Below are 20,910 nucleotides of genomic sequence, written 5' to 3' on the forward strand. Positions count from 1 at the left end.
AAGCGCGCGACGCGGCCGCACGTGCGGCGCTCGGCGCGCAGCAGCCAGCGGTCGTCCCGCGCGGGAGCGCCGTCGAACGTGGTCACGACCGCCCGCGCCCCCAGGCGCGGTGCCGCCGAGCGCGCGAGCAAGTCGGCGGCCGGGCCGCGCGCGTGCAGGAGATCGAAGCGCCGCCCGCCCAGCTGCGCGGGGAGGCGCCGCGCGTCGAGCGCGAGCTGGAGCGCCGCCAGCGCGCCGCTCTCCTCGCCGGCCTCGAGGGAGAGGACGTCGACGCCGAGCGCGCGGACGGCCGCCGTCGCGCCCCCGTCCGCGCCGATGAGAAGGACGGACGGCTCGAAGCGTGTGCGGTCGATGTGGCGCAGCAGGCGCGGCAGCGAGAGCGGCGCGTCGACGGAAGCGCCGGGGTCGGCGAGGTACAGGATGCGCGTCATGCGGAGGTGGATTGTAGCAGCCTGGGCCCCCTTTCCTTGACACGCCGTCTCGGGCACTCCTACAATCCGCCACACCTTTCCATCACCAAGGGGTCGGAGGAGCATGATCATCAACACGAAGCCCGCACTCGCCATCGTCGCCGTCCTCGCCCTCGCCGGGGGCGGGGTCTGGCTCGCCCTGCGCATGGAGGGGGAGCCGCCGGCGATCACCTTCCCGCAGGAGTTGCACGCCATCGGCAAGTCCGCGACGTGGTCGTTCGCCGCCGAGGACCGCAAGAGCGGCCTGCGCCAGGTGCGCGCCTGGGTCCGCCAGGGCGAGAAGACGATCCCACTGTTCTCCGAGGACTTCCCCTCCCGCGGCACGCACCGCCGCGAGGCGACCGTCACGCTCGGCCCGAAGGCGCTCGGCCTCGCCGACGGCGCAGCGACGCTCGTCGTGGCGGCGCAGGACCACTCGCTCAAGGGCTTCAAGGGCAACAGCGTTTTCCGCGAGGTCGCGGTGACGGTGGACACCCAGCCGCCCCGCCTCGACGTGCTGAGCACGCAGTACAACGTCAAGCGCAGCGGCGTTGGCGTCGTTGTCTATCGCCTGAGCGAGGCCGCCGGCCGCACGGGCGTCCTCGTCGGCGACCGCTTCTTCCCCGGCTACCCGGAGGCGTCGGGCGAGCAGGGGGCGTACGTGGCGTACTTCGCCATCCCCTGGGACGCGCCCGCGGCCGTCCCCGTTGTGTTGCTCGCCGCGGACGCCGGCGGCAACGAGGTGCGCCGGGCAGTCTCGGCGCGCCTGCTCGAGAAGGTTTTCCGCTCAGACACCATCGACATCTCCGACCGCTTCCTCGCGGCCAAGATCCCCGAGTTCCGCGCCGCGGACGCGTCGCTGCCGGCGGACCCGGTCGCGGCGTTCCTGGTCGTCAACCGCGACTGGCGCACCCGCGACCACGCCCGCATCCGCGAGCTGACCGCCTCCGGTGCCGCCGAGCGCCTCTGGGACGGGCCGTTCCTGCAGATGCCCAACACCAAGAACATGGCCGGGTGGGCCGAGGGGCGGACGTACGTGCACGCGGGGCAGGTCATCGACCGCCAGACGCACCTCGGGCTCGACCTCGCCTCCACGGCCGGGGCGCCGGTGCCCGCCGCCAACGCGGGAATCGTCGCCTTCACCGGCGATCTGGGCATTTACGGCCAGGCCGTGATCATCGACCACGGGCAGGGGATCTTCTCGCTCTACGGGCACCTCAGCGGCATCGCGGTGCAGAAGGGGCAGCGGGTCGCGCGCGGCGAGCGCATCGGGGCGAGCGGGATGACCGGGATGGCCGGCGGCGACCACCTGCACTTCGCGATGCTCGTCAGCGGCACCTTCGTCAACCCGGAGGAGTGGTACGACGCCCACTGGATCGCCGACAACGTCGCGAACAAGCTCGCGCTCTTCGGCGGCCCGCCGCCCGCGCCCGCCACGCAGGCCGCGACGAAGTGACGGTGATCGCGTATTCCTCCCCCTTTGGCAAAGGGGGATCGAGGGGGATTTCCCCGGGACGGAGACATGACTGACCTGCTGACCCTCGAGAACCTCCTCGCCCTGGTCACCCTCACGGGCATGGAAATCGTCCTCGGCATCGACAACATCGTCTTCCTCGCCATCCTCACCGGCAAGCTCCCGGCCGCGCAGCAGGGCAAGGCGCGGCGCATCGGCCTCTTCCTCGCCATGCTCATGCGCATCCTCCTGCTCCTGACGCTCACCTGGATCATGCGCCTGACGACGCCCCTCTTCGCCGTCCTCGGGCACCCGGTCTCGGGACGCGACCTGATCCTGCTCGTCGGAGGGCTGTTCCTGATCGCGAAGGCCACGTGGGAGATCCACGACAAGCTCGAAGTCCCGGAGCCGCATGGGCCGGCGACCGCCAAGGTCTCGTCCTTCGGCTCGGCGATCGCGCAGATCGTCGCCCTAGACATCATCTTCTCGCTCGACTCGGTGCTCGCCGCCGTCGGGATGGCGCGCCACCTCGCGGTGATGATCGCGGCGGTGGTCGCCGCCGTCGGCGTGATGCTCGTCTTCGCCGACGCGGTCTGCCGCCTCATCGAGCGCCACCCGACGCTCAAGATGCTCGCCCTGTCGTTCCTGCTGCTCATCGGCGTGATGCTCGTGGCCGAGGGGTCGGGGCAGCACGTCAACAAGGGCTACATCTATTTCGCGATGGCCTTCTCGCTCGGCGTGGAGCTGCTGAACATGCGCGTGCGCCGGCACCCGGCGCCGCAGCCGGCGGAGTAGCCTCCGATCTACTCCCCCCGCGGGCGGTAAGCGCCCTCCGGCGCGACGCGGAGGTATGGTGTTTCGCGGTTGAAGGTGGCAGCGTGCAGTCGGCGATGCGAAGGCGAATCGATCCGTGGGCGACTCCCAGAACATCACGCACGGGTCTGGCCGGGGCGCGTTGAGGCTTCTACGAGCTTCATCTCGCTGCGGCGGGGCGGGATCCGCACTCCCGTCGATAGCGCTCCTCCCGGTCGTCATGACGGTCCTAGCCTACGCGCCCGTGTGGGAGAACGGCTTCGTCAGCCTCGGCGACCCAGCGTACATTCTGCGGAACTCGCGGGTGGCCGACGGTCTGCGCATGGTCGGCATTCGCTGGGCATTCACGACCCTTCACGCCGGCAACTGGCATCCGTTGACGTGGTTGTCTCACACGACCGATGCCACGCTCTTTGGGGTGCAACCTGCCGGTCACCACCTGGTCAGCCTCGGCATTCATTCGCTGACGGCCGTACTGCTGGTCGTCCTCTTCCGCGGCCTGGGCGTCGGAGCGCAAGGACGTACTCTCCGGCCTCTTGTTCGTCCTCGCGCTCATCGCGTATGCCCGGTTCGCGCGCCGGCCGTCCGGGGCGGCCTATGTCGCCCTGGGCGTCGTCTTCGGCCTCGGGCTGCTCGCGAAGCCGATGGCCGTGACGCTCCCGTTCGTCCTGCTGCTCCTCGACTACTGGCGGCTGGGCAGGCTCACGAGGCCGGGTGCCGCCGCGGCCCTCGTGACCGAGAAGATCCCCCTGTTCGCGCTGGCCGCCGTCTCCGCGGTCACGACACTCATTGCGCAGACGAAGGGCGGATGGACCAAGCTATGCACGGGTCTACTTCAATCTGGGCGAGTTGTACGCCCGACAGGGTCAGGTCAGCGAGGCGCTGCGCAACTATGACTTTGCGGCCGCGCTCGGGTTTGCCGGGGCCAATTCGCCGCGGACCGAGTTCGGCGGCGTTGAGGCGCTGGCACGGGCGGATCAAAATGACCGCAGCCTCGCTGTCGCCAAGGCAAGGGCAAGGACCGGCGGCCAGTTGACAAGCGCCGCCAATCTGGAGTAAGAACATCGGTCATGAATCGTCTGCAGGCGGCGACGGGAGCGCTCTGGTGGTGCTGGCGCAGCCCCGGTCTGCCCGCGGACTGAGCACAGACGGCGAGCGCGAACAAGACACACAGCGACGTCAGCAGCCACGGGAAGGCCGGGGAACGAGGCCGATCCCGTGGCTGTTCTGTTTTCCGGTGCCTGAGGCTGCGGGGTCGGGGTGAGAGCGGGAAATCTCCCCTGCCCCCCCCTTTGCGAAAGGGGGGTAAGGACAGGCAGGAGAGGGTAAGGCGGAAGGCGCCGGGGAAAGCGAGGAGCGATGTTCACACCTTCGAAGGAAGTCTTCAGGAAGAAGTGCAAGGAGGGGAACCTGATCCCGGTCACGGCCGAGATCATGGCCGACCTCGAGACGCCGGTCTCGGCGTTCCTCAAGCTCGGCGGCGGCCCGTACAGCTTCCTGCTCGAGAGCGTCGAGGGCGGGGGCGGCTCCGGCCGCTACTCCTTCCTCGGCACGGGGCCGCGCACGGTCTTCCGCGCCAAGGGCAAGCGGGCCGAGTTCCTGCGCGACGGCGAGTGGGACGGGAACGAGACGGGCGACCCGCTGGCCCTGCTCCAGGATGAGCTGGCGCGCTACCGCGTGGTGCCGGCCGAAGGGCTGCCGCCGTTCGCGGGCGGCGCGGTCGGCTTCCTCTCCTATGACGCGGTGCGGTGGTTCGAGCGGCTGCCCTCGCGGCTCAAGGACGACCTGGAGCTGCCGGACGCCTGCTTCATGCTCACGGACACGCTGCTGGCGTTCGACCGCTACACCAACAAGATCACGATCATCGCGCTCGCGCACGTCGCCGGGAAGCCGGACGCGGCCTACACGAAGGCGGTGCTCGCGATCCAGTCGGTGATCGAGGCGCTGAAGAAGCCGCTGCCCCAGGACGCGGTCTCCTACCTCGGCGGCTCGGAGCAGCGCGGCTTCAAGAGCAAGGTCTCGCAGCCGCGCTTCGAGAAGATGGTCGAGGCGGCCAAGGAGCACATCCGCGCCGGCGACATCCTCCAGGCGGTGCTCTCGCTGCGCTTCGAGGCGCCGCTCTACACCGACCCCTTCGCGCTGTACCGCGGCTTGCGCGTGCTCAACCCCTCGCCGTACATGTTCTACCTGAACTTCGGCGACTTCGCGCTCGTCGGCGCCTCCCCGGAGCTGATGGTGAAGAAGGTCGGCATGGAGGCCACCGTGCGGCCGATCGCGGGGACGCGCCCGCGCGGCGCCTCGCCCGAGGAGGACCGCCACCTCGAGCGCGAGTTGCGCGGCGACGAGAAGGAGAAGGCCGAGCACGTCATGCTCGTCGACCTCGGGCGCAACGACCTCGGCCGGGTCTGCGTGCCGGGCAGCATCAAGGTCGCCGACTACATGAACGTCGACCGCTACTCGCACGTCATGCACCTGGTCTCGACGGTCACCGGGCAGCTCAAGGCCGGGACGACCGCGCTCGATCTCGTGCGCGCCACGTTCCCCGCGGGCACCGTCAGCGGCGCGCCGAAAATCCGCGCGATGGAGATCATCGAGGAGCTCGAGCCGCAGCGCCGCGGCCCGTACGCGGGGATGGTCGGCTACTTCGACTACTCGGGGAACTTCGACTCGGCGATCACGATCCGCACGATCCTCGCCAAGGAGGGCCGCGCCTACATCCAGACCGGCGCCGGCATCGTCGCGGACTCGGTGGCCGAGCGCGAGTACCAGGAGTGCAAGCACAAGGCCCGCGCGCTGGTGCGCGCCGTCGAGATGGCGCAGGGCGCGTAAGGAGACACGGCGATGATCCTGCTGATCGACAACTACGATTCGTTCACCTACAACCTCGCGCAGTACCTCCAGGAACTGGGGCGCGAGGTCACCGTCTACCGCAACGACGCGCTCGGGCTCGACGCCATCCGCAAGCTCAAGCCGGAGGCGATCGTGATCTCGCCTGGCCCCGGCGACCCGGACCAGGCCGGCATCTCGCTGGAGGTGATCCGCGAGCTGGGCGGGAAGGTCCCGATCCTCGGCGTCTGCCTCGGGATGCAGTGCATCGGCCAGGCCTACGGCGGGCGCATCGTGCGCGCGCAGCGCCTGATGCACGGCAAGACCTCGATGGTGCGCCACGACGGGCGCACGATCTTCTCGGGGCTGGAGTCCCCGCTCGAGGTCGGCCGCTACCACTCGCTCGTCATCGACCCGGCGAGCGTCCCCGCCTGCCTCGAGGTCTCCGCGCGCAGCGAGGAGGGGGAGATCATGGCGGTGCGCCACCGCTCGCTGCGCGTCGAGGGCGTGCAGTTCCACCCCGAGTCGGTGCTGACCCCCGCCGGCCGGCGCATCCTCTACAACTTCATCACCGGCGAGGAGTCGGGGATGCGGGTCAAGGAGGGGATCGACCAGGTCATCTCCGGCAAGAGCCTCTCGCAGAAGGAGGCCGAGGAGATGATGCGCCTGATCATGGAGGGCGAGGCGACGCCGGCGCAGATCTCGGCCCTGGTCACCGGCCTGCGGCTCAAGGGCGAGACGGTCGACGAGATCGCCGGGTTTGCGCGGGCGATGCGCCGCAAGGTCACCAGGATCGCGGCGCCGGGCGGCCTGCTCGTGGACGTCGTCGGCACCGGCGGCGACAAGTCGCGCTCGTTCAACATCTCGACCGCGGCGGCGTTCGTCGCGGCCGGCGCGGGCGTGCGCGTCGCCAAGCACGGCAACCGCTCGGTTTCCTCGCAGTGCGGCGCCGCCGACGTGCTCGCGGCGGCGGGCGTGAACATCATGGCGCCGGTGTCGACGGTGGAGAAGGCGCTCAAGGAGAACGGCATCGCCTTCTTCTTCGCGCCGCTGTTCCACCCGGCGATGAAGCACGCGCTCGCGCCGCGCCGCGAGATCGGCATCCGGACGGTCTTCAACATCCTCGGGCCGCTCACGAACCCCGCCGGCGCGCAGGCGCAGGTGACCGGGGTCTACGATGCCGACCTGACCGAGAAGATGGCGGCGGTGCTCGGCGAGCTCGGCTCGCAGTCGGCCTGGGTGGTGCATGGTCTGGACGGCCTGGACGAGATCACGCTGACCGCGAAGACCAAGGTCTCGGCGTTCAAGGACGGGAAGGTGAAGACCTTCTACATCGATCCGGTGCAGCTCGGTCTCGAGCCGTGCGAGCCGAAGGACCTCGTGGGCGGCACGGCCGCGGAGAACGCGGCGTGGCTGCGCGCGGTGCTCGGCGGCGCGAAGGGGCCGACCCGCGATGTGGTGCTGCTCAACGCGGCGGCCGTGCTCGTGGTGGCCGGCGCGGCGAAGGACCTCAAGGAGGGGCTGGCGAAGGCGGCCAAGAGCGTGGACTCGGGCGCGGCGCTCAAGAAGCTGGACAAGCTCGTGAAGCTGACGAAGTCCAAGTAACGGGAACGAAAAGGGGACAGATTTCAAATTTGTCCCCGGACGAAGGGACGGCAACGGTGAACGAGCCCACGAGCTTCCTCACGAAGATGCGCCCGCTGCAGGAGCAGCGCGTGCGCGAGGCGAAGGCGCGGCGGTCGACCGCCGCGCTCGCCGCCCTGATCAGCCGGCGGCCGGCGCCGAAGGACTTCGCCGCGGCGCTGCGGCGCGGGCCAGGCGACCCGGTGCGCCTGATCGCCGAGGTGAAGAAGGCCTCGCCGTCGGCAGGCTCGATCCGCGAGGGCGACCCGCTCTTCTTCGCGCGGGCCATGGCGGGCGGCGGTGCGGCGGCGATCTCGGTGCTCACCGAGGAGCGCTTCTTCGGCGGCTCGCGCGACGATCTGGCGCGGGTGGCCGCCGGCGTGCCGGTCCCGGTGATGCGCAAGGACTTCCTCGTCGACCCCTACCAGCTCCTCGAGGCGCGGGCCGCCGGGGCCGCGGCGGCGCTGCTCATCGTCGCCATGCTCACGGACACGGAGCTGGCGGCCATGCTGCGCGAGGCGGCGGCGCTCGGGCTCTCGGCGCTCGTCGAGGTGCACGACGGCGCCGAGCTGCAGCGGGCGCTCGCCGCCGGGGCGGGGATCGTCGGGATCAACAACCGCAACCTCAAGACGCTGCAGGTCGACGTGGAGACGACGTACGCGCTGCGGCCGCTGGTGCCGGCGGGGACGATCGTCGTCAGCGAAAGCGGGCAGCGCACGCGCGCCGACCTCGAGCGGCTGGCGGCGGCGGGCGTCGACGCCGTGCTCATCGGCGAGGCGATCATGCGGGCCGACAACCCCGAGGCGAAGGTCCACGAGCTGCTCGGCACGAAGGAGAACCCCTTCCTGGCCGCGGAGTTCGAGAAGCGGCTGCGCGACCCGGAGCGTTACCGGCAGTGACGAAGGTGAAGATCTGCGGCCTGACCAACCTGGCCGACGCGGTCGCGGCGGCCGAGGCGGGCGCGGACTTCCTCGGGTTCGTCTTCGCGGCCGGCCCGCGCCGCCTCGACCCGGCGGCGGCGCGCGGCTTCTGGGACCGCCTGCCCCGGGGCGTGCGCACCGTGGCCGTCTTCCGGGATCAATCGGTGGCCAACGTGGAGGCGGTCCTCGCCCAGGTGCGGCCGGACTACCTCCAGTTCCACGGCAGGGAGACGCCGGGCTTCTGCCGGCTCTTCGAGCTGCCGGTGATCCGGGCGTTGCCGGCGCGCACGGCGGCCGACCTGGAGATCGCCGCCGCCTTCGTCGAGGTCGCGGCGTTCTTCCTCGTCGACCTGCCCAAGGGCGACGCCGGGGCGCTGCCGCCGGAGGTCGCGCGCGCCGCGGTGCGCCTGCCCCGGCCGGTGTTCCTCGCGGGCGGGCTGGACCCGGCGACCGTCGGCGGGGTGGTCGCGGAGTTCCGGCCCTTCGGTGTGGACGTGGCCCGCGGCGTGGAGTCGGCGCCCGGGATCAAGGACCATGCGCGGGTGCGGGAGTTCGTGCGAAACGCCAGGCAGGGGGGCTACGGAGCGTGATGAGCGGACAGGCGAGACCAGGCTACTACGGCACGTGGGGCGGGGCCTTCATCCCCGAGGTGCTGCACGAGACGTTCCAGGAGCTGAATGCCGCGTTCGCGGCGGCGCAGGCCGACCCATCCTTCTGGCAGGAGTACGTCCGGCTCATGGCGACCTACTCCTGCCGGCCGACGCCGCTGACCTATTGCGAGAACCTGACGCGGCACTTCGGCGGCGCGCGCATCTTCGTCAAGCGCGAGGACCTCAACCACACCGGCGCGCACAAGGCGAACAACGTCATGGGCCAGGGGCTGCTCGTGCGGCGCATGGGCAAGACGCGCGTGATCGCCGAGACCGGCGCCGGCCAGCACGGGGTCGCCACCGCCACGATGGCCGCGAAGTTCGGCTACGGCTGCACGATCTACATGGGCGCCGAGGACGTCGAGCGCCAGCGTCCCAACGTCTTCTGGATGGAGAAGCTCGGCGCCGAGGTCGTGCCGGTGACCGCCGGGGCGCGCACGCTCAAGGACGCGATCAACGAGGCCTTCCGCGACTGGGTCGGGCGCATGGACGACACGCACTACGTCATGGGCACGGTCTGCGGCCCGCACCCCTTCCCGGCGATGGTCGCGTGGTTCCAGTCGATCATCGGGCGCGAGGCGCGCGGGCAGGTCCTCGCGCAGGCCGGCCGGCTCCCAGCAAGGGTCTACGCCTGCGTCGGCGGCGGCTCCAACGCCATGGGCATCTTCCAGGGCTTCCTCGGCGACCCGCAGGTGCAGCTCGTGGGCGTCGAGGCCGGCGGCAAGGGGTTGGCGACCGGGATGCACGCGGCGCGCGTCGCCGGCGGCCACGGCTCGCCGGGGGTGGCGCAGGGGTACAAGACCCTCTTTCTCCAGAACGCCGACGGCCAGATGCTGGATACGCACTCGGTGGCGGCGGGGCTCGACTACGTCGGCGTCTCGCCGATCATCGCCGACCTCGCGGGCGCCGGCCGCGTCCGGATGGAGGCGGCCACCGACGCCGAGGTGCTCGCGGCGCTGGATCTGACCATGAAGCGCGAGGGGATCATCCCCGCGCTCGAGTCGGCGCACGCCTTCGTGCAGGCCTTCAAGGAGGCGGGGAGCCTGGCGCCGGAGGAGTGCGTCGTCGTCAACATGTCCGGCCGCGGCGACAAGGACATCTTCACCATCGCGCACGCCTTCGACGACCCGTCGTGGAAGCGCTTCATCCGCGAGAAGGGAGCCGCGTATGCTGCAGAATAAGGTCCACGAAGCGCTCCAGCGGCGCGACATCGCGCTGATGACGCACCTCGTGCTCGGCTATCCCTCGTTCGAGGCCAACCGGCAGGTGATTGCCCAGATGGCCGCCGCGGGTGTGGAGCTGGTCGAACTGCAGATCCCGTTCTCGGAGCCCGTGGCCGACGGCCCGGTCATCGCGCGCGCCTGCCAGGAGTCGCTCGCGCGCGGCACCAGCGTGGCCGCCTGCCTCGAGTTCGCCGCGCAGGCGGCCGCCGGGCACCCGAAGGTCTCGTTCCTGATCATGACCTACTACAACATCGTCTTTCGCTTCGGAGAGGAGGCGTTCCTCGAGCGCGCCCGCCGCGCGCGCATCCGGGGCCTGATCGTCCCCGATCTGCCGCTCGAGGAGGGCGCGGACTTCTACCGCGCCGCGCGCCGCGCCGGGATCGACCCGATCATGATCTTCGCGCCGACGAGCACGGACGCGCGGATGCACGAGATCGAGAGCGTGGCCGACGGCTTCGTCTACTGCGTCGCGCGCCGCGGCGTCACCGGCGCGGAGACCACGTTTGGCGCGGAGCTCGACGCCTACCTGGGGCGGTGCCGGGCGGCCACCGACCTGCCGCTGGCCGTCGGCTTCGGCATCCGCGGCCGCGACGACGTCGCACACCTGGTCGGCGCGGCGGACATCGCGGTCATCGGCTCGGAGACGATCCGTATCGTGGACGAGCGCGGCCCCGAGGCCGTCCGGCCGTTCCTCGAGGGTCTGCGCTAGAGCCGGGGCGCCGGCTCCGGGCTCCCCTTGACAGGTCCCCGCCGGCGGGAGTATCTGTCATCGGATCCGTCCCCGCGTGCGGCTTCGGGCCGGCGCGGCAACCGGAGAAAGGTGGCAGCAACGTGATGAAGCGGTTCCTCCTCGGATGTGCCGCCCTCGTGCTGGCGGCGGCCCCGGCCCGGGCCGCCGGGCTCAGCTTCACGGGCGAGACCGGCCTCGGCCGCTCGCCGCTCGCCATCACCGCCGCCCCCGGGACCGTGACGGTCGCGGCGGACTACGTCGCCTCGACGGACACCTTTGTGCCGGTGCGCGCGGAGCTGGGCCTGATCGAGGGCGTCGAGCTCGGCGCGAACTACTGGTACACCGGCGCGGACAACGGCCTCTACGGGCTCGGTGTGAACGCCAAGTTCGCGACGCCCCTGGAACTCGTCGAGAACCTCAACGTCGCCGCAGGCGTCGGCTACCAGTCCTTCAGCGGCGACGCCGGCTTCTCCGCGGCGTCGGCGAAGGCCTACGGGGTGCTCTCCTACACCTGGCAGCGGGGGATCACGCTCATCCCGTCCGCCGGCGTCTCGTACGAGATCCAGGGCGGCGAGTGGGACGAGTTCGGCGCGCGCGTCTTCGCCAGCGTCCTCGTGAAGCCGGTGCCGGCGCTCGAGGTCGGCGCGGAGTTCGTCCTGGCGAACGAGGACCTCGACGGGCAGGGCGCCGACCAGCAGCTGTGGTTCGGCGCGCGCTTCTCGCCACGGGAGAACCTCGCCGTCCAGGCCGGGGCGATGAACATGGCCAACGTCGGCGGCGGTGGCGATCAGGGCTTCGTCTTCCACGCCGGCGTGCAGTACGTCTTCACCTTCGCGCGGTAGCGGGGCCGCCCGCGGAGCGATGGAAGTCCCCGGGTCGATCGAGAGCCGGCGCGAACGCCGGAGAAAGGTGGTAGCACGATGAAGAAGAAGCTGCTTCTCGCGATCGCCGCGGTCGCGCTGGCGACTGCCGGCCCCGCGCAGGGCGCCGGGCTCAGCCTCACCGGCGAGACCGGCGTCGCCCGCACGCCTGTGGCCATGACGCTGCCGCCCCTGGGCCTGGCGGTGGGCGGCGACCTCTTCGCCTCGTCGGACCTCTTCGTGCCCATGCGCGCGGAGATCGGGCTCATCGAGGGCCTCGAGGTCGGCGCGAACTACTGGTACGAGGACACCACGGGGAGCCCCACCCTCTGGGGGGTCAACGCCAAGTACCAGATTCCCGCCGGGATGGACGAGGCGCTGGCGCTCGCCGCGGGCGTGAACTACCAGTCCTACAGCGCGGATGGGGGCATCGACGTCGGCACGACCAAGGTCTACGGCGTGCTCAGCTACACCTGGGAGACCCGTTTCACGTTCACCCCGTCGGCCGGGTTCTCCTACGAGATCCAGAGCGGCGACAGGGGCGACTCGGGCATCCGGTTCTTCGCCAACTTCCTGGCGCAGATCACGCCGAAGCTCGCCCTCGGGGCGGAGTTCAACTCGACCAACTCCGACCTCGACGGCGAGGACGCCGACTCCGACCTCTGGGTCGGCGCGCGCTTCTGGCCGCGGGAGAACCTCGCCATCCAGGGCGGGTTCATCAACAACGCCGACCTGAGCGACGGTGGGTTCGATTCGAAGTTCACCGTCCACGCCGGCGCGCAATACTCCTTCAGCCTCACGAAGTAGACTGAAAGTTCCCCGCGGGCGGGACGCGCACGTCCCGCCCGCCCCGCCGCGTGCGCGCGGGGTTTCCCTTGACAGTCCCGGCCGGCCGGGGTATTCCTTGCCCCTGCGATGAACGCTTTGAGAATGCCGACTTACGGACTCGGAGACGGCGGTTCTCGCAGCGGCATCCGACCACGGGTCTGTCATGGCACCACCACCGAGGAGGGGGAACGAGCATGAGGAAGACCTGCGTTCTGCTGTCCGTCCTGGCCCTCGCCGTCGCGCTGCCGTTCGCCGCGGCGGCCGCGGAGTTCAAGCTCGTCGTCCCGCTGCCGCTCACCGGGAAGACCGCGAATTTCGGCGAGATCATGAAGAAGTCCTACGAAATGGCCGCCGAGGAGATCAACGCCGCCGGAGGCATCAAGGGCGCGAAGCTGGTGCTCGGTTTCGAGGACTCCACCGGCAAGCCGGAGATCGCCCGGTCGATCGTCGAGAAGCTCATCGAGGGCAAGCAGCCGGTGGTCGTCGGCGAGTACACCTCGGCCTGCGCGAAGGCCGTCGCCGCGGTGGCCGAGGAGCGCAAGACCCCGTACCTGGTCGTCGCGAGCGCCGACGACGCGATCACCAGGCAGAACTACCGGTACGTCTTCCGCCAGAACCAGGTGAACGCGCACTACGCCGACGCCCTGGTGAACTTCCTGGGCGAGGTCGCCAGGCCGAAGACCATCGCGATCCTCTACGAGAGCACCGCGTTCGGCACCTCCGGCGCCGACGCGATGGAGAACGACGCGAAGAAGAACGGCATCGAGGTCCTGCTCAAGGAGAAGTACGAGGCCGGCGCCCCGGACTTCAAGCCGATCCTCTCCAAGGTCAAGTCGCTCTCGCCGGACGTCGTCTACATGGTCTCCTACGTCATGGACGCCTCGCTGCTCATGAAGCAGATCAAGGAGCTGCGCCTCGACGCGAAGCTCTTCGCCGGCGGCGCCGCCGGCTTCGCGATCCCCGAGTTCATCGTCAACGCCAAGGACGCCGCGGAGTACGTCATCAGCGCGACGCTCTGGACCCCGGACGTCAAGTACAAGGGCGCGAAGGAATTCGCCGAGAAGTACAAGGCGAAGTACCAGGACTACCCCTCGTACCACGGGGCCTCGGCCTACGCCGCCCTCTACGTGCTCAAGGCCGCGATGACCGCCGCCAAGGACTGGACGCCGGACGGGATTCGCGACGGGCTCAAGGCCGTGAGTCTCGAGACGGCGTTCGGCCCGGTGAAGTTCGAGGACAAGGAGGGCTACCAGAACCAGAACTTCGTCGAGACCCTGGCGATCCAGATCCAGGGGGGGCGGTTCGAGACGGTCTGGCCGAAGGTCCACGCGAGCAAGCCGTACATCTACCCCACTCCCGCATGGCGGGACCGCAAGTAGCGCGCCGGCACCCCTGCGCCTCCCGGGGCCGCCCCCGGGCGGACGGGCTGGGCGGGCGGGGCGTCCCGGGAGCGACGCGGTGACCGCGCCGCAGGTCGAGGTTCTGCTGCAGACCCTGATCTCGGGCCTGCTGCTCGGGGGCCTCTACGCCCTGATCGGGCTCGGCATGACGATCATCATGGGCGTGATGAAGATCATCAACCTCGCCCACGGGGAGTTGATGATGGTCGGGATGTACGTGGCCTACGTCCTGTTCTCCCGGGCCCACGTCGACCCCTACCTCTCCATTCTCGTCGCCGCCCCGCTGCTCTTCGTCCTCGGGATGGCGCTGCAGAAATTCCTGATCAACCCGGTGCTCAAGGTCGACGCGATCCTCCCGGAGAACCAGGTCATCCTCACCGTCGGGATCGGCATGGTGCTCGCGAACCTCGCGACGATCATCTTCCAGTCGGACTACCGGACGACCCCCGTGGATTACGCGACGAAGGCCTGGTACCTCTCGGACTACTGGCGCGCGGCGCCCATCGAGCTCTCCCTGTCGTTCCCCTGGACGGTCTCCTTTCTCTTCGCCGTGGGGATCACGGCGGGGCTCTGGTTCTTCCTCGCGCGCACGGACACCGGCAAGTCGATCCGCGCGACGGCCCAGGACCGGGACGCGGCGCTGCTGATGGGCGTGAACGTCGAGCGCATGCGCGTCGTGACCTTCGGGCTCGGCTCGGCGCTCGTCGGCGCCGCCGGCTGCCTCTTCCTCCCGATCTACTACCTCTACCCGGACGTCGGCGGCCAGTTCACCCTCACCGGCTTCGTCATCACGATCATCGGGGGGCTGGGCTCGACCTTCGGGGCGATCCTCGGCGGGCTGATCCTCGGGGTCTTCGAGTCCCTGACCGCGACCTACGTCGGGATGGGCTGGGCGCCGGTCGGCAGGTTCCTGATCTTCATCGCCGTGCTGATCTTCATCCCCGGCGGCGTCGCCTCGCTGCTGCGCCGCAGGAAGCTCGGCAAGTGAAGAGCCGCCTCCCCCCGCTCGTGCTCGCGCTCCTGGCCGCGGTGCCGGCGATCTCGCTCGTGCCCGGGGTCAACGCCAACTACTGGCTCCACAACTTCATCCTCGTCGTGATGTGGTCCGTGATCGGCATGTCCTGGAACCTCCTCTCCGGCTACTGCGGGCAGGTCTCCTTCGGCCACGCCGCGTTCTTCGGGATCGGGGCCTACACCGCCGGCCTGCTCTACACGAAGCTCGGCATCTCGGCCTGGTGGGGGATCGGGGCCACGATCCCGGTCGTCGGTCTGGCCGCCCTCGTCATCGGCTTCATCTGCCTGCGCCTGCGCGGCCCGTTCTTCGCGCTGGCGACGATCGCCGTCGGCGTGATCCTGCGCGTCGTCGCCGAGAACCTGACCGGGTTCACGGGCGGCGACCTCGGCATCATGATCCGCGAGCGCACCTGGGTCGAGAAGACCTGGTACTACTACATCATCCTGGCGCTGGCGGCCGGGACCTTCTGGTTCGTCGAGCGCGTCGCCTCCTCCCGGCTGGGCTACTACTTCGTCGCGATCCGCGAGGACCAGGACGCGGCCGAGTCGCTCGGCATCGACACCACGCTCTACAAGACGGTCGCGCTCGTGCTCAGCGCCGTGCTCGCCGGCTTCGCCGGGGCCTTCTACACCAACTACATGGGCTACATCGACCCCAAGGTCGTCTTCGCGCTGCACGACATCTCGGTGATGGCGATCATGGTCGTCATGGTCGGGGGCGTGGCCACGCGCTGGGGGCCGATCGTCGGCGCCGTGATCATGATCCTGCTCGCCGAGCTGATCCGCACGATCCCGAAGATCGGCTCGGCGCACCACACGGTGTTCGGCATCCTGCTGATCGTCGTGATCATCTTCCTGCCGAACGGGGTGGTCGGCGACGCGGCGAAGCTGCGGCGGCTGCTGCGCCCCGGGAGGGCCGCGTGAGCGCGCAGCTCGAGGTGCGGGGAGTCTCGCGGTTCTTCGGCGGCCTGGCCGCGCTGACCGACGTCAGCTTCACGATCGCGCCGGGGGAGGTCCTCGGGCTGATCGGGCCCAACGGCGCGGGCAAGACGACGATGTTCAACGTCGTCAACGGCTTCTACGCCCCCTCGGGCGGCGAGGTCCGGTTCAAGGGCGAGCGGATCTCCGGCCTCAAGCCGCACCAGATCTGCCGCCGCGGGATGGCGCGCACGTTCCAGGTGGTCAAGCCCCTGCAGCGCATGAGCACGCTCGACAACGTGGTCGCCTCGGCCTTCCTGCGCGCGAAGAACAGGGCCGAAGCGGATGCCAGGGCCCGGGAGGTCCTGGAGTTCACCGGCCTCTGGGAGGTGCGCGACCTGCTGTCCCGGAGCCTGCCGCTCGGGCTGCGCAAGCGCCTCGAGATCGCCCGGGCGCTGGCGACCGGCCCGGACCTGCTGCTGCTCGACGAGGCCTGCGCGGGCCTCAACCCCCACGAGCTGGACGAGTCGATCGCGATCATCCGCAGGATCAGGGAGCGCGGCATCACGATCATGATCATCGAGCACCACATGAAGGTCATCATGTCGATTTCCGACCGGGTCGTCGTGCTCAACTACGGCCAGAAGCTCGCCGAGGGGACGCCGGGACAGATCGGCAGCAATCCCGAGGTCATCAAGGCCTATCTCGGGGAGGGAGCGGAGTGAGCGCCCCGCTGCTGGAGGTGGGGGGCGTCGACGTCTTCTACGGGGACGTCCAGGTGCTCTGGGACCTCTCGTTCTCGGTCGGCAGGGGGGAGATCGTCGCCCTGATCGGCGCGAACGGCGCGGGCAAGTCGACGACGCTCAAGACGGTCTCGGGCCTGCTCAAGCCGCGCCGCGGCGAGATTCTCTACCAGGGGGCAGCGCTGGCCGCGGTCGAGCCCTACCGCCTCGTCGAGCGCGGCATCGTCCACGTCCCCGAGGCGCGGCGGCTCTTCGTCGAGATGAGCGTCGAGGAGAACCTGGACATGGGCGCGCTGCGCGGCGAGGCCCGCAGGAAGCGCGAGCAGACTAAGGAGCAGGTCTTCGGGATCTTCCCGCGGCTGGCGGAGCGGCGGCGCCAGCTCGCCGGCACGCTCTCGGGCGGCGAGCAGCAGATGGTCGCCATCGCCCGCGGGCTGATGAGCCTGCCGCAGCTGATGATGTTCGACGAGCCGTCGCTCGGGCTCGCGCCGATCCTCGTGCAGGAGATCTTCAACGTCGTGCGCCGGATCCGGCAGGAGGGGACGACCGTGCTGATCGTCGAGCAGAACGTCCGCCAGACGCTCGCGATCGCCGACCGCGCCTACGTGCTCGAGACCGGGAAGGTCGGGATGGAGGGGACCGGCCGCGACCTGCTCAACGACCCCCACGTAAAGGCCGCCTACCTGGGGCTCTAGGAGGGAGAGCGATGTTCGTTGCGGACTGGATGACCCGCGAGGTGGTGACCGTCGGGCCCGACGAGAGCATCGCGCACGCGATGCACCTGATGCGGGAGCGGGGGATCAAGCACCTGCCGGTGCTCAAGGACGGGCGGCTGGTCGGCGTGATCTCCGACCGGGACATCAAGGCCTTCATGCCGTCGAAGGCCACGACGCTGGACGTCTACGAGATCAACTACCTGCTGGCCAAGGAGACCGTGAAGGACGCGATGGGCCGGCAGCTCGTGACGACCACCCCGGACGCGCCGGTCGAGGGGGCCGCCCTCGTGATGCTCGAGGGGGACATCGGCTGCCTGCCGGTGGTCGAGGGGGGGAAGCTCGTCGGCATCATCTCGGACCGCGACATCTTCCGGGCGCTCGTCGACATCACGGGCGCGCGCCACCCCGGCCACCGGATCTTCGTCACGGTGGCCGACCGGCCGGGCTCCATCCGCGAGGTCGCCGACCGCGTCCGCAACCACGGCTTCAGCCTGCTCGGCATCCTCTCCTCCTACGAGAACGTGCCGAAGGGCTCGCGGCGCGTGGTGATCCGCACGGGTGTCGCCGGCGACTTCGAGGCGCTGCGCGCGGATCTCCAGGCGGCCTACCCCGGCGTCGACATCCGCAAGGGCTAGGGAGGCGCCGGAGCTCGTGATGCTGCGCGTCGTCATCGTCGGCGGGGTCGCCCTCGGGCCCAAGGTCGCGTGCCGGCTTCGGCGGCTGGTGGCCGGCGCCGAGATCACCGTCGTCGACCAGGACCGCCACATTTCCTATGGCGGCTGCGGCATCCCCTACTACCTGGCCGACGAGGTCCCCGACGAGACGCAGCTGATGCGCACGAGCTTCCACGCCCTGCGCGACCCGCGCTTCTTCCGCGAGGCCAAGGGGGTGACGGTGCTGCCGCGCACGCGGGCGCTGGCGATCGACCGGGCGCGGCGGGAGCTGACGGTCCAGGACCTGGAGAGCGGCGAGCGGCGCACGCTGGCGTACGACGCGCTCGTCCTCGGGACCGGGAGCGTCGGCGCCGCCCCGCCGGTCCCGGGCCGCGACCTGGGCAACGTCTTCATGGTCCAGGGCCTCCAGGACGCGCTCGATCTCAAGCGGGCGCTCATCGGCGAGGACATCCGGCACGCCGTCGTCGTCGGCGGCGGGGCGATCGGGCTCGAGGTGGTCGAGGGGCTCGTCGAGACCTGGAACCTGCAGGTCACGCTGGTCGAGCGGCTCGGGCACGTGCTGCCGCAGATCTTCGACGCGACGATCGCCGGCATCGCCGAGGCGACGCTGCGCGCCAAGGGGGTCGCCGTGCACACCGGCGAGTCGCTGCTGCGCCTCGAGGGCGAGGGCGGGAAGGTCGCGCGCGTGGTGACCGACCGGCGCGTGCTGCCGGCCGAGCTGGTCGTCATCGCCACCGGCGTGCGCCCCAACGCGGTTCTCGCCCGGGCGGCGGGCCTCGCCATCGGCCCCCTCGGCGGCATCGCGGTGGACGGGCAGCTGCGCACGTCCGACCCGGCGATCTGGGCCGGTGGCGACTGCATCGAGGTCCGCTCGCTCATCACCGGCGCGCCGCTGCACGCGCCGCTCGGCTCGCTGGCCAACCGCCAGGGGCGCGTGATCGCCGACAGCATCGCCGGGCGCCAGACGCGCTTCGACGGCGCCGTGGGCAGCTTCATCGTCAAGCTCTTCGACACGGCGCTCGCGGCGGCCGGGGCGACGCAGGAGCAGGCGCTGGCCGCGGGCATCGACGCCGAGCGGGCGCTCGTCGTCGGCTACGACCGCGCGCACTTCATGCCGGCGAAGGCGATCCTGGTCCTGCAGCTCATCGTCGACCGGGCGACGCGCCGCGTGCTCGGCTTCCAGGGGGCGGGCCCGGCGAACGACGCGCTGCTGGCGCGGGTCGATGCGGTGGCGGCGCTGCTGCGCCACGGGCCGACCGTGGAGGACATCGGCTCGCTCGAGCTGGCCTACTCGCCGCCGTTCGCCTCCGCGATGGACACGCTCAATGCGCTGGGGAACACGGCCGGCAACCTGCTCGACGGGCTGTACCGGCGCATGACGGTGGGCGAGGCGCTCGAGCTGCTCGGCGACCCGGCCTCCGACGTGCTCTTCCTCGACACGAACGCGCCGCGGCAGGCCGCGCCGTACCTGGCGCGCTACCCGGACCGTTGGGTCAACATCCCCTACGAGCAGGTTGCGTCGCGCGTCGACGAGCTGCCGCGCGGGCGCACGATCGTGACGCTCTGCGACTCGGGGATCCGCTCCTTCGAGAGCCAGGTCGTGCTCTCCGCCCACGGCTTCCCGAAGGCGTTCGCGCTGGAGGGCGGGTACAACCTCCTCAAGCGCCTCGGCGTCGACCTGCTGGCGGAGGGCTGCCCCCCGGCGCCGCCGCCCGCGACCGCCAGGTAGCCGGTCCTTCGCGCGGGATGGTCTTCTCGTCATTTGTCTTCCTGGCCGGGTTCCTGCCTGCTTTTCTCGCCATCTACTACCTCTGCCCGGCGCGTTGGCGCAACTGGTGCGCGCTCGGCGCGAGCGTCGTCTTCTACGCCTGGGGGGCGCCGCGCTTCGTCTTCATCCTGCTCGGCTCGTGCGTCGCCGACTACCTGCTCGGCCGCGAGATCGAGCGCTCGCTCGGCGGCCCCGGGCACCGGCGCAGGCGGCTGCTCGCGCTGGCCGTGGCCGTCAACCTCGTCTTCTTCCTCTACTTCAAGTACGCGAACTTCCTCGTCCACGAGACCAACGGGCTGCTTGCCGCGCTGGGCCTGGGCGCGGTGGCGTGGGCCGACGTCGCGCTCCCGGTCGGGATCTCGTTCATCACCTTCCACAAGATCAGCTACCTGGTCGACGTCTCCCGCGGCGCGGTGCACGCGGCGCGCTCCTTCCGCGACTACCTCCTCTACATCCTGCTGTTCCCGCAGCTGATCGCCGGGCCGATACTGCGCTACCACTGGATGGCCGACCAGCTGGCGAAGCGCACGCTCGATCCCGGGAGGATCGAGCAGGGCATCGTGCGCTTCTGCCAGGGCCTTGCGAAGAAGGTGCTCGTCGCGAACCCCCTCGGTGCCGTGGCGGATGGCGCGTTCGGGGCGCGCCTCGCCGACCTCCCCGGCGAGTACGCGTGGCTCGGGCTGCTCTGCTACACGTTCCAGATCTACTTCGACTTCTCGGGGTACTCGGACATGGCGCTCGGGATCGGGCGCATGCTGGGCTTCGAGTTCGTCGAGAACTTCGACAACCCGTACACCGCGCGCAGCTTCACGGACTTCTGGCGGCGCTGGCACATCTCGCTCTCCGCCTGGATGCGCGAGTACCTCTACATCCCGCTCGGCGGGAACCGCGTCGGGCCGCTGCGGCAGTACGTGAACCTCTGGATCGTCTTCCTGCTCTCGGGCTTCTGGCACGGCGCGAGCTGGAACTTCGTGGCCTGGGGCGGCTGGCACGGGCTGTTCCTGACGGTGGACAAGCTCGCCGCCCGCTCCGCCCGGCGCCCCCCCCGCTGGCTCGCCGTCCCCCTGACCTTCCTGCTGGTGGCTCTCGGGTGGGTGCTCTTCCGCGCGCCCTCGCTGGCGCACGCCCTGGCCTACTGGCGCCGGCTCTTCGACCCCGCGGCGTTCGGAGCGGCGCAGGCGGCTGTCCCGCTCGGCGAGTTCATCGGGAACCGCGCGTGGGCGATGCTCGCCGTCGCGGCCGCCCTGAGCTTCGGCCCGCTGCTGCGCGGCGCCGCGGCCCGGCCGCCGGCGGTGCCGGCGG

At 70.5% G+C, this 20,910-nt stretch carries 20 protein-coding genes; 19 read left to right on the forward strand and 1 reads right to left on the reverse strand.

Going from position 1 to position 20,910, the window contains the following annotated elements; genetic code table 11:
- On the reverse strand, positions 1-431 hold a 431-nt coding region (locus VI078_11990), incomplete at its 3' end, for a glycosyltransferase (GenBank protein ID HEY6000000.1).
- 103 nt (positions 432-534) lie between these two features.
- Between VI078_11990 and VI078_11995 the strand changes: the two genes are divergently transcribed.
- The 19 genes from VI078_11995 to VI078_12085 form a co-directional block, all read left to right on the forward strand.
- Complete coding sequence (locus tag VI078_11995; protein HEY6000001.1) at positions 535-1,905, forward strand: M23 family metallopeptidase; 1,371 nt, start codon at positions 535-537, stop codon at positions 1,903-1,905.
- Between the two features lie 66 nt (positions 1,906-1,971).
- Entirely contained in the window at positions 1,972-2,697 is a 726-nt protein-coding gene (locus tag VI078_12000) for a TerC family protein (GenBank protein ID HEY6000002.1), read from the forward strand.
- Between the two features lie 554 nt (positions 2,698-3,251).
- Positions 3,252-3,611 (forward strand): hypothetical protein, encoded by a 360-nt coding sequence (locus tag VI078_12005; protein HEY6000003.1) that lies wholly within the window; start codon positions 3,252-3,254, stop codon positions 3,609-3,611.
- A gap of 463 nt (positions 3,612-4,074) precedes the next feature.
- Positions 4,075-5,544: an anthranilate synthase component I gene (gene trpE / locus VI078_12010; GenBank protein ID HEY6000004.1), complete on the forward strand. Its 1,470-nt coding sequence runs from the start codon at positions 4,075-4,077 to the stop codon at positions 5,542-5,544.
- Positions 5,545-5,556: 12 nt separating this feature from the next.
- Entirely contained in the window at positions 5,557-7,146 is a 1,590-nt protein-coding gene (locus tag VI078_12015) for a bifunctional anthranilate synthase component II/anthranilate phosphoribosyltransferase (GenBank protein HEY6000005.1), read from the forward strand.
- Positions 7,147-7,202: 56 nt separating this feature from the next.
- Positions 7,203-8,063 (forward strand): indole-3-glycerol phosphate synthase TrpC, encoded by an 861-nt coding sequence (gene trpC, locus VI078_12020; protein HEY6000006.1) that lies wholly within the window; start codon positions 7,203-7,205, stop codon positions 8,061-8,063.
- Positions 8,060-8,674 carry a phosphoribosylanthranilate isomerase gene (locus VI078_12025; GenBank protein HEY6000007.1) on the forward strand — a complete coding sequence of 205 codons (615 nt, stop codon included), beginning with the start codon at positions 8,060-8,062 and terminating at the stop codon, positions 8,672-8,674. The genes trpC and VI078_12025 overlap by 4 nt, the downstream gene beginning before the upstream one ends.
- Positions 8,674-9,915, forward strand: a complete 1,242-nt coding sequence (trpB, locus tag VI078_12030; GenBank protein HEY6000008.1) for a tryptophan synthase subunit beta — start codon at positions 8,674-8,676, stop codon at positions 9,913-9,915. The genes VI078_12025 and trpB overlap by 1 nt, the downstream gene beginning before the upstream one ends.
- Positions 9,902-10,666 (forward strand): tryptophan synthase subunit alpha, encoded by a 765-nt coding sequence (gene trpA / locus VI078_12035; GenBank protein ID HEY6000009.1) that lies wholly within the window; start codon positions 9,902-9,904, stop codon positions 10,664-10,666. The genes trpB and trpA overlap by 14 nt, the downstream gene beginning before the upstream one ends.
- A gap of 125 nt (positions 10,667-10,791) precedes the next feature.
- Positions 10,792-11,529 (forward strand): hypothetical protein, encoded by a 738-nt coding sequence (locus VI078_12040; protein HEY6000010.1) that lies wholly within the window; start codon positions 10,792-10,794, stop codon positions 11,527-11,529.
- Between the two features lie 78 nt (positions 11,530-11,607).
- Complete coding sequence (locus tag VI078_12045; protein HEY6000011.1) at positions 11,608-12,354, forward strand: hypothetical protein; 747 nt, start codon at positions 11,608-11,610, stop codon at positions 12,352-12,354.
- Positions 12,355-12,569: 215 nt separating this feature from the next.
- Entirely contained in the window at positions 12,570-13,754 is a 1,185-nt protein-coding gene (locus VI078_12050; GenBank protein HEY6000012.1) for an ABC transporter substrate-binding protein, read from the forward strand.
- Between the two features lie 79 nt (positions 13,755-13,833).
- The gene (locus VI078_12055; GenBank protein HEY6000013.1) at positions 13,834-14,763 is read left to right on the forward strand and encodes a branched-chain amino acid ABC transporter permease; all 930 of its coding nucleotides are present in this window, start codon (positions 13,834-13,836) and stop codon (positions 14,761-14,763) included.
- A complete protein-coding gene (locus VI078_12060) occupies positions 14,760-15,713 on the forward strand; it encodes a branched-chain amino acid ABC transporter permease (protein ID HEY6000014.1) in 954 nt (317 codons plus the stop codon). The genes VI078_12055 and VI078_12060 overlap by 4 nt, the downstream gene beginning before the upstream one ends.
- Positions 15,710-16,432 carry an ABC transporter ATP-binding protein gene (locus tag VI078_12065; GenBank protein ID HEY6000015.1) on the forward strand — a complete coding sequence of 241 codons (723 nt, stop codon included), beginning with the start codon at positions 15,710-15,712 and terminating at the stop codon, positions 16,430-16,432. Before VI078_12060 ends, VI078_12065 begins: the two co-directional genes overlap by 4 nt.
- A gap of 8 nt (positions 16,433-16,440) precedes the next feature.
- A complete protein-coding gene (locus VI078_12070) occupies positions 16,441-17,145 on the forward strand; it encodes an ABC transporter ATP-binding protein (protein HEY6000016.1) in 705 nt (234 codons plus the stop codon).
- Positions 17,146-17,156: 11 nt separating this feature from the next.
- Positions 17,157-17,801 (forward strand): CBS and ACT domain-containing protein, encoded by a 645-nt coding sequence (locus VI078_12075; GenBank protein HEY6000017.1) that lies wholly within the window; start codon positions 17,157-17,159, stop codon positions 17,799-17,801.
- A 19-nt stretch (positions 17,802-17,820) separates the two neighbouring features.
- On the forward strand, positions 17,821-19,569 hold the full coding sequence (locus VI078_12080) for an FAD-dependent oxidoreductase (protein HEY6000018.1): 1,749 nt from the start codon (positions 17,821-17,823) through the stop codon (positions 19,567-19,569).
- A 17-nt stretch (positions 19,570-19,586) separates the two neighbouring features.
- On the forward strand, positions 19,587-20,910 hold a 1,324-nt coding region (locus tag VI078_12085; GenBank protein ID HEY6000019.1), incomplete at its 3' end, for an MBOAT family protein.

The organism is bacterium, from assembly GCA_036524115.1.
In the GTDB taxonomy this organism is placed as follows: Bacteria; JAUVQV01; JAUVQV01; order JAUVQV01; family DATDCY01; genus DATDCY01.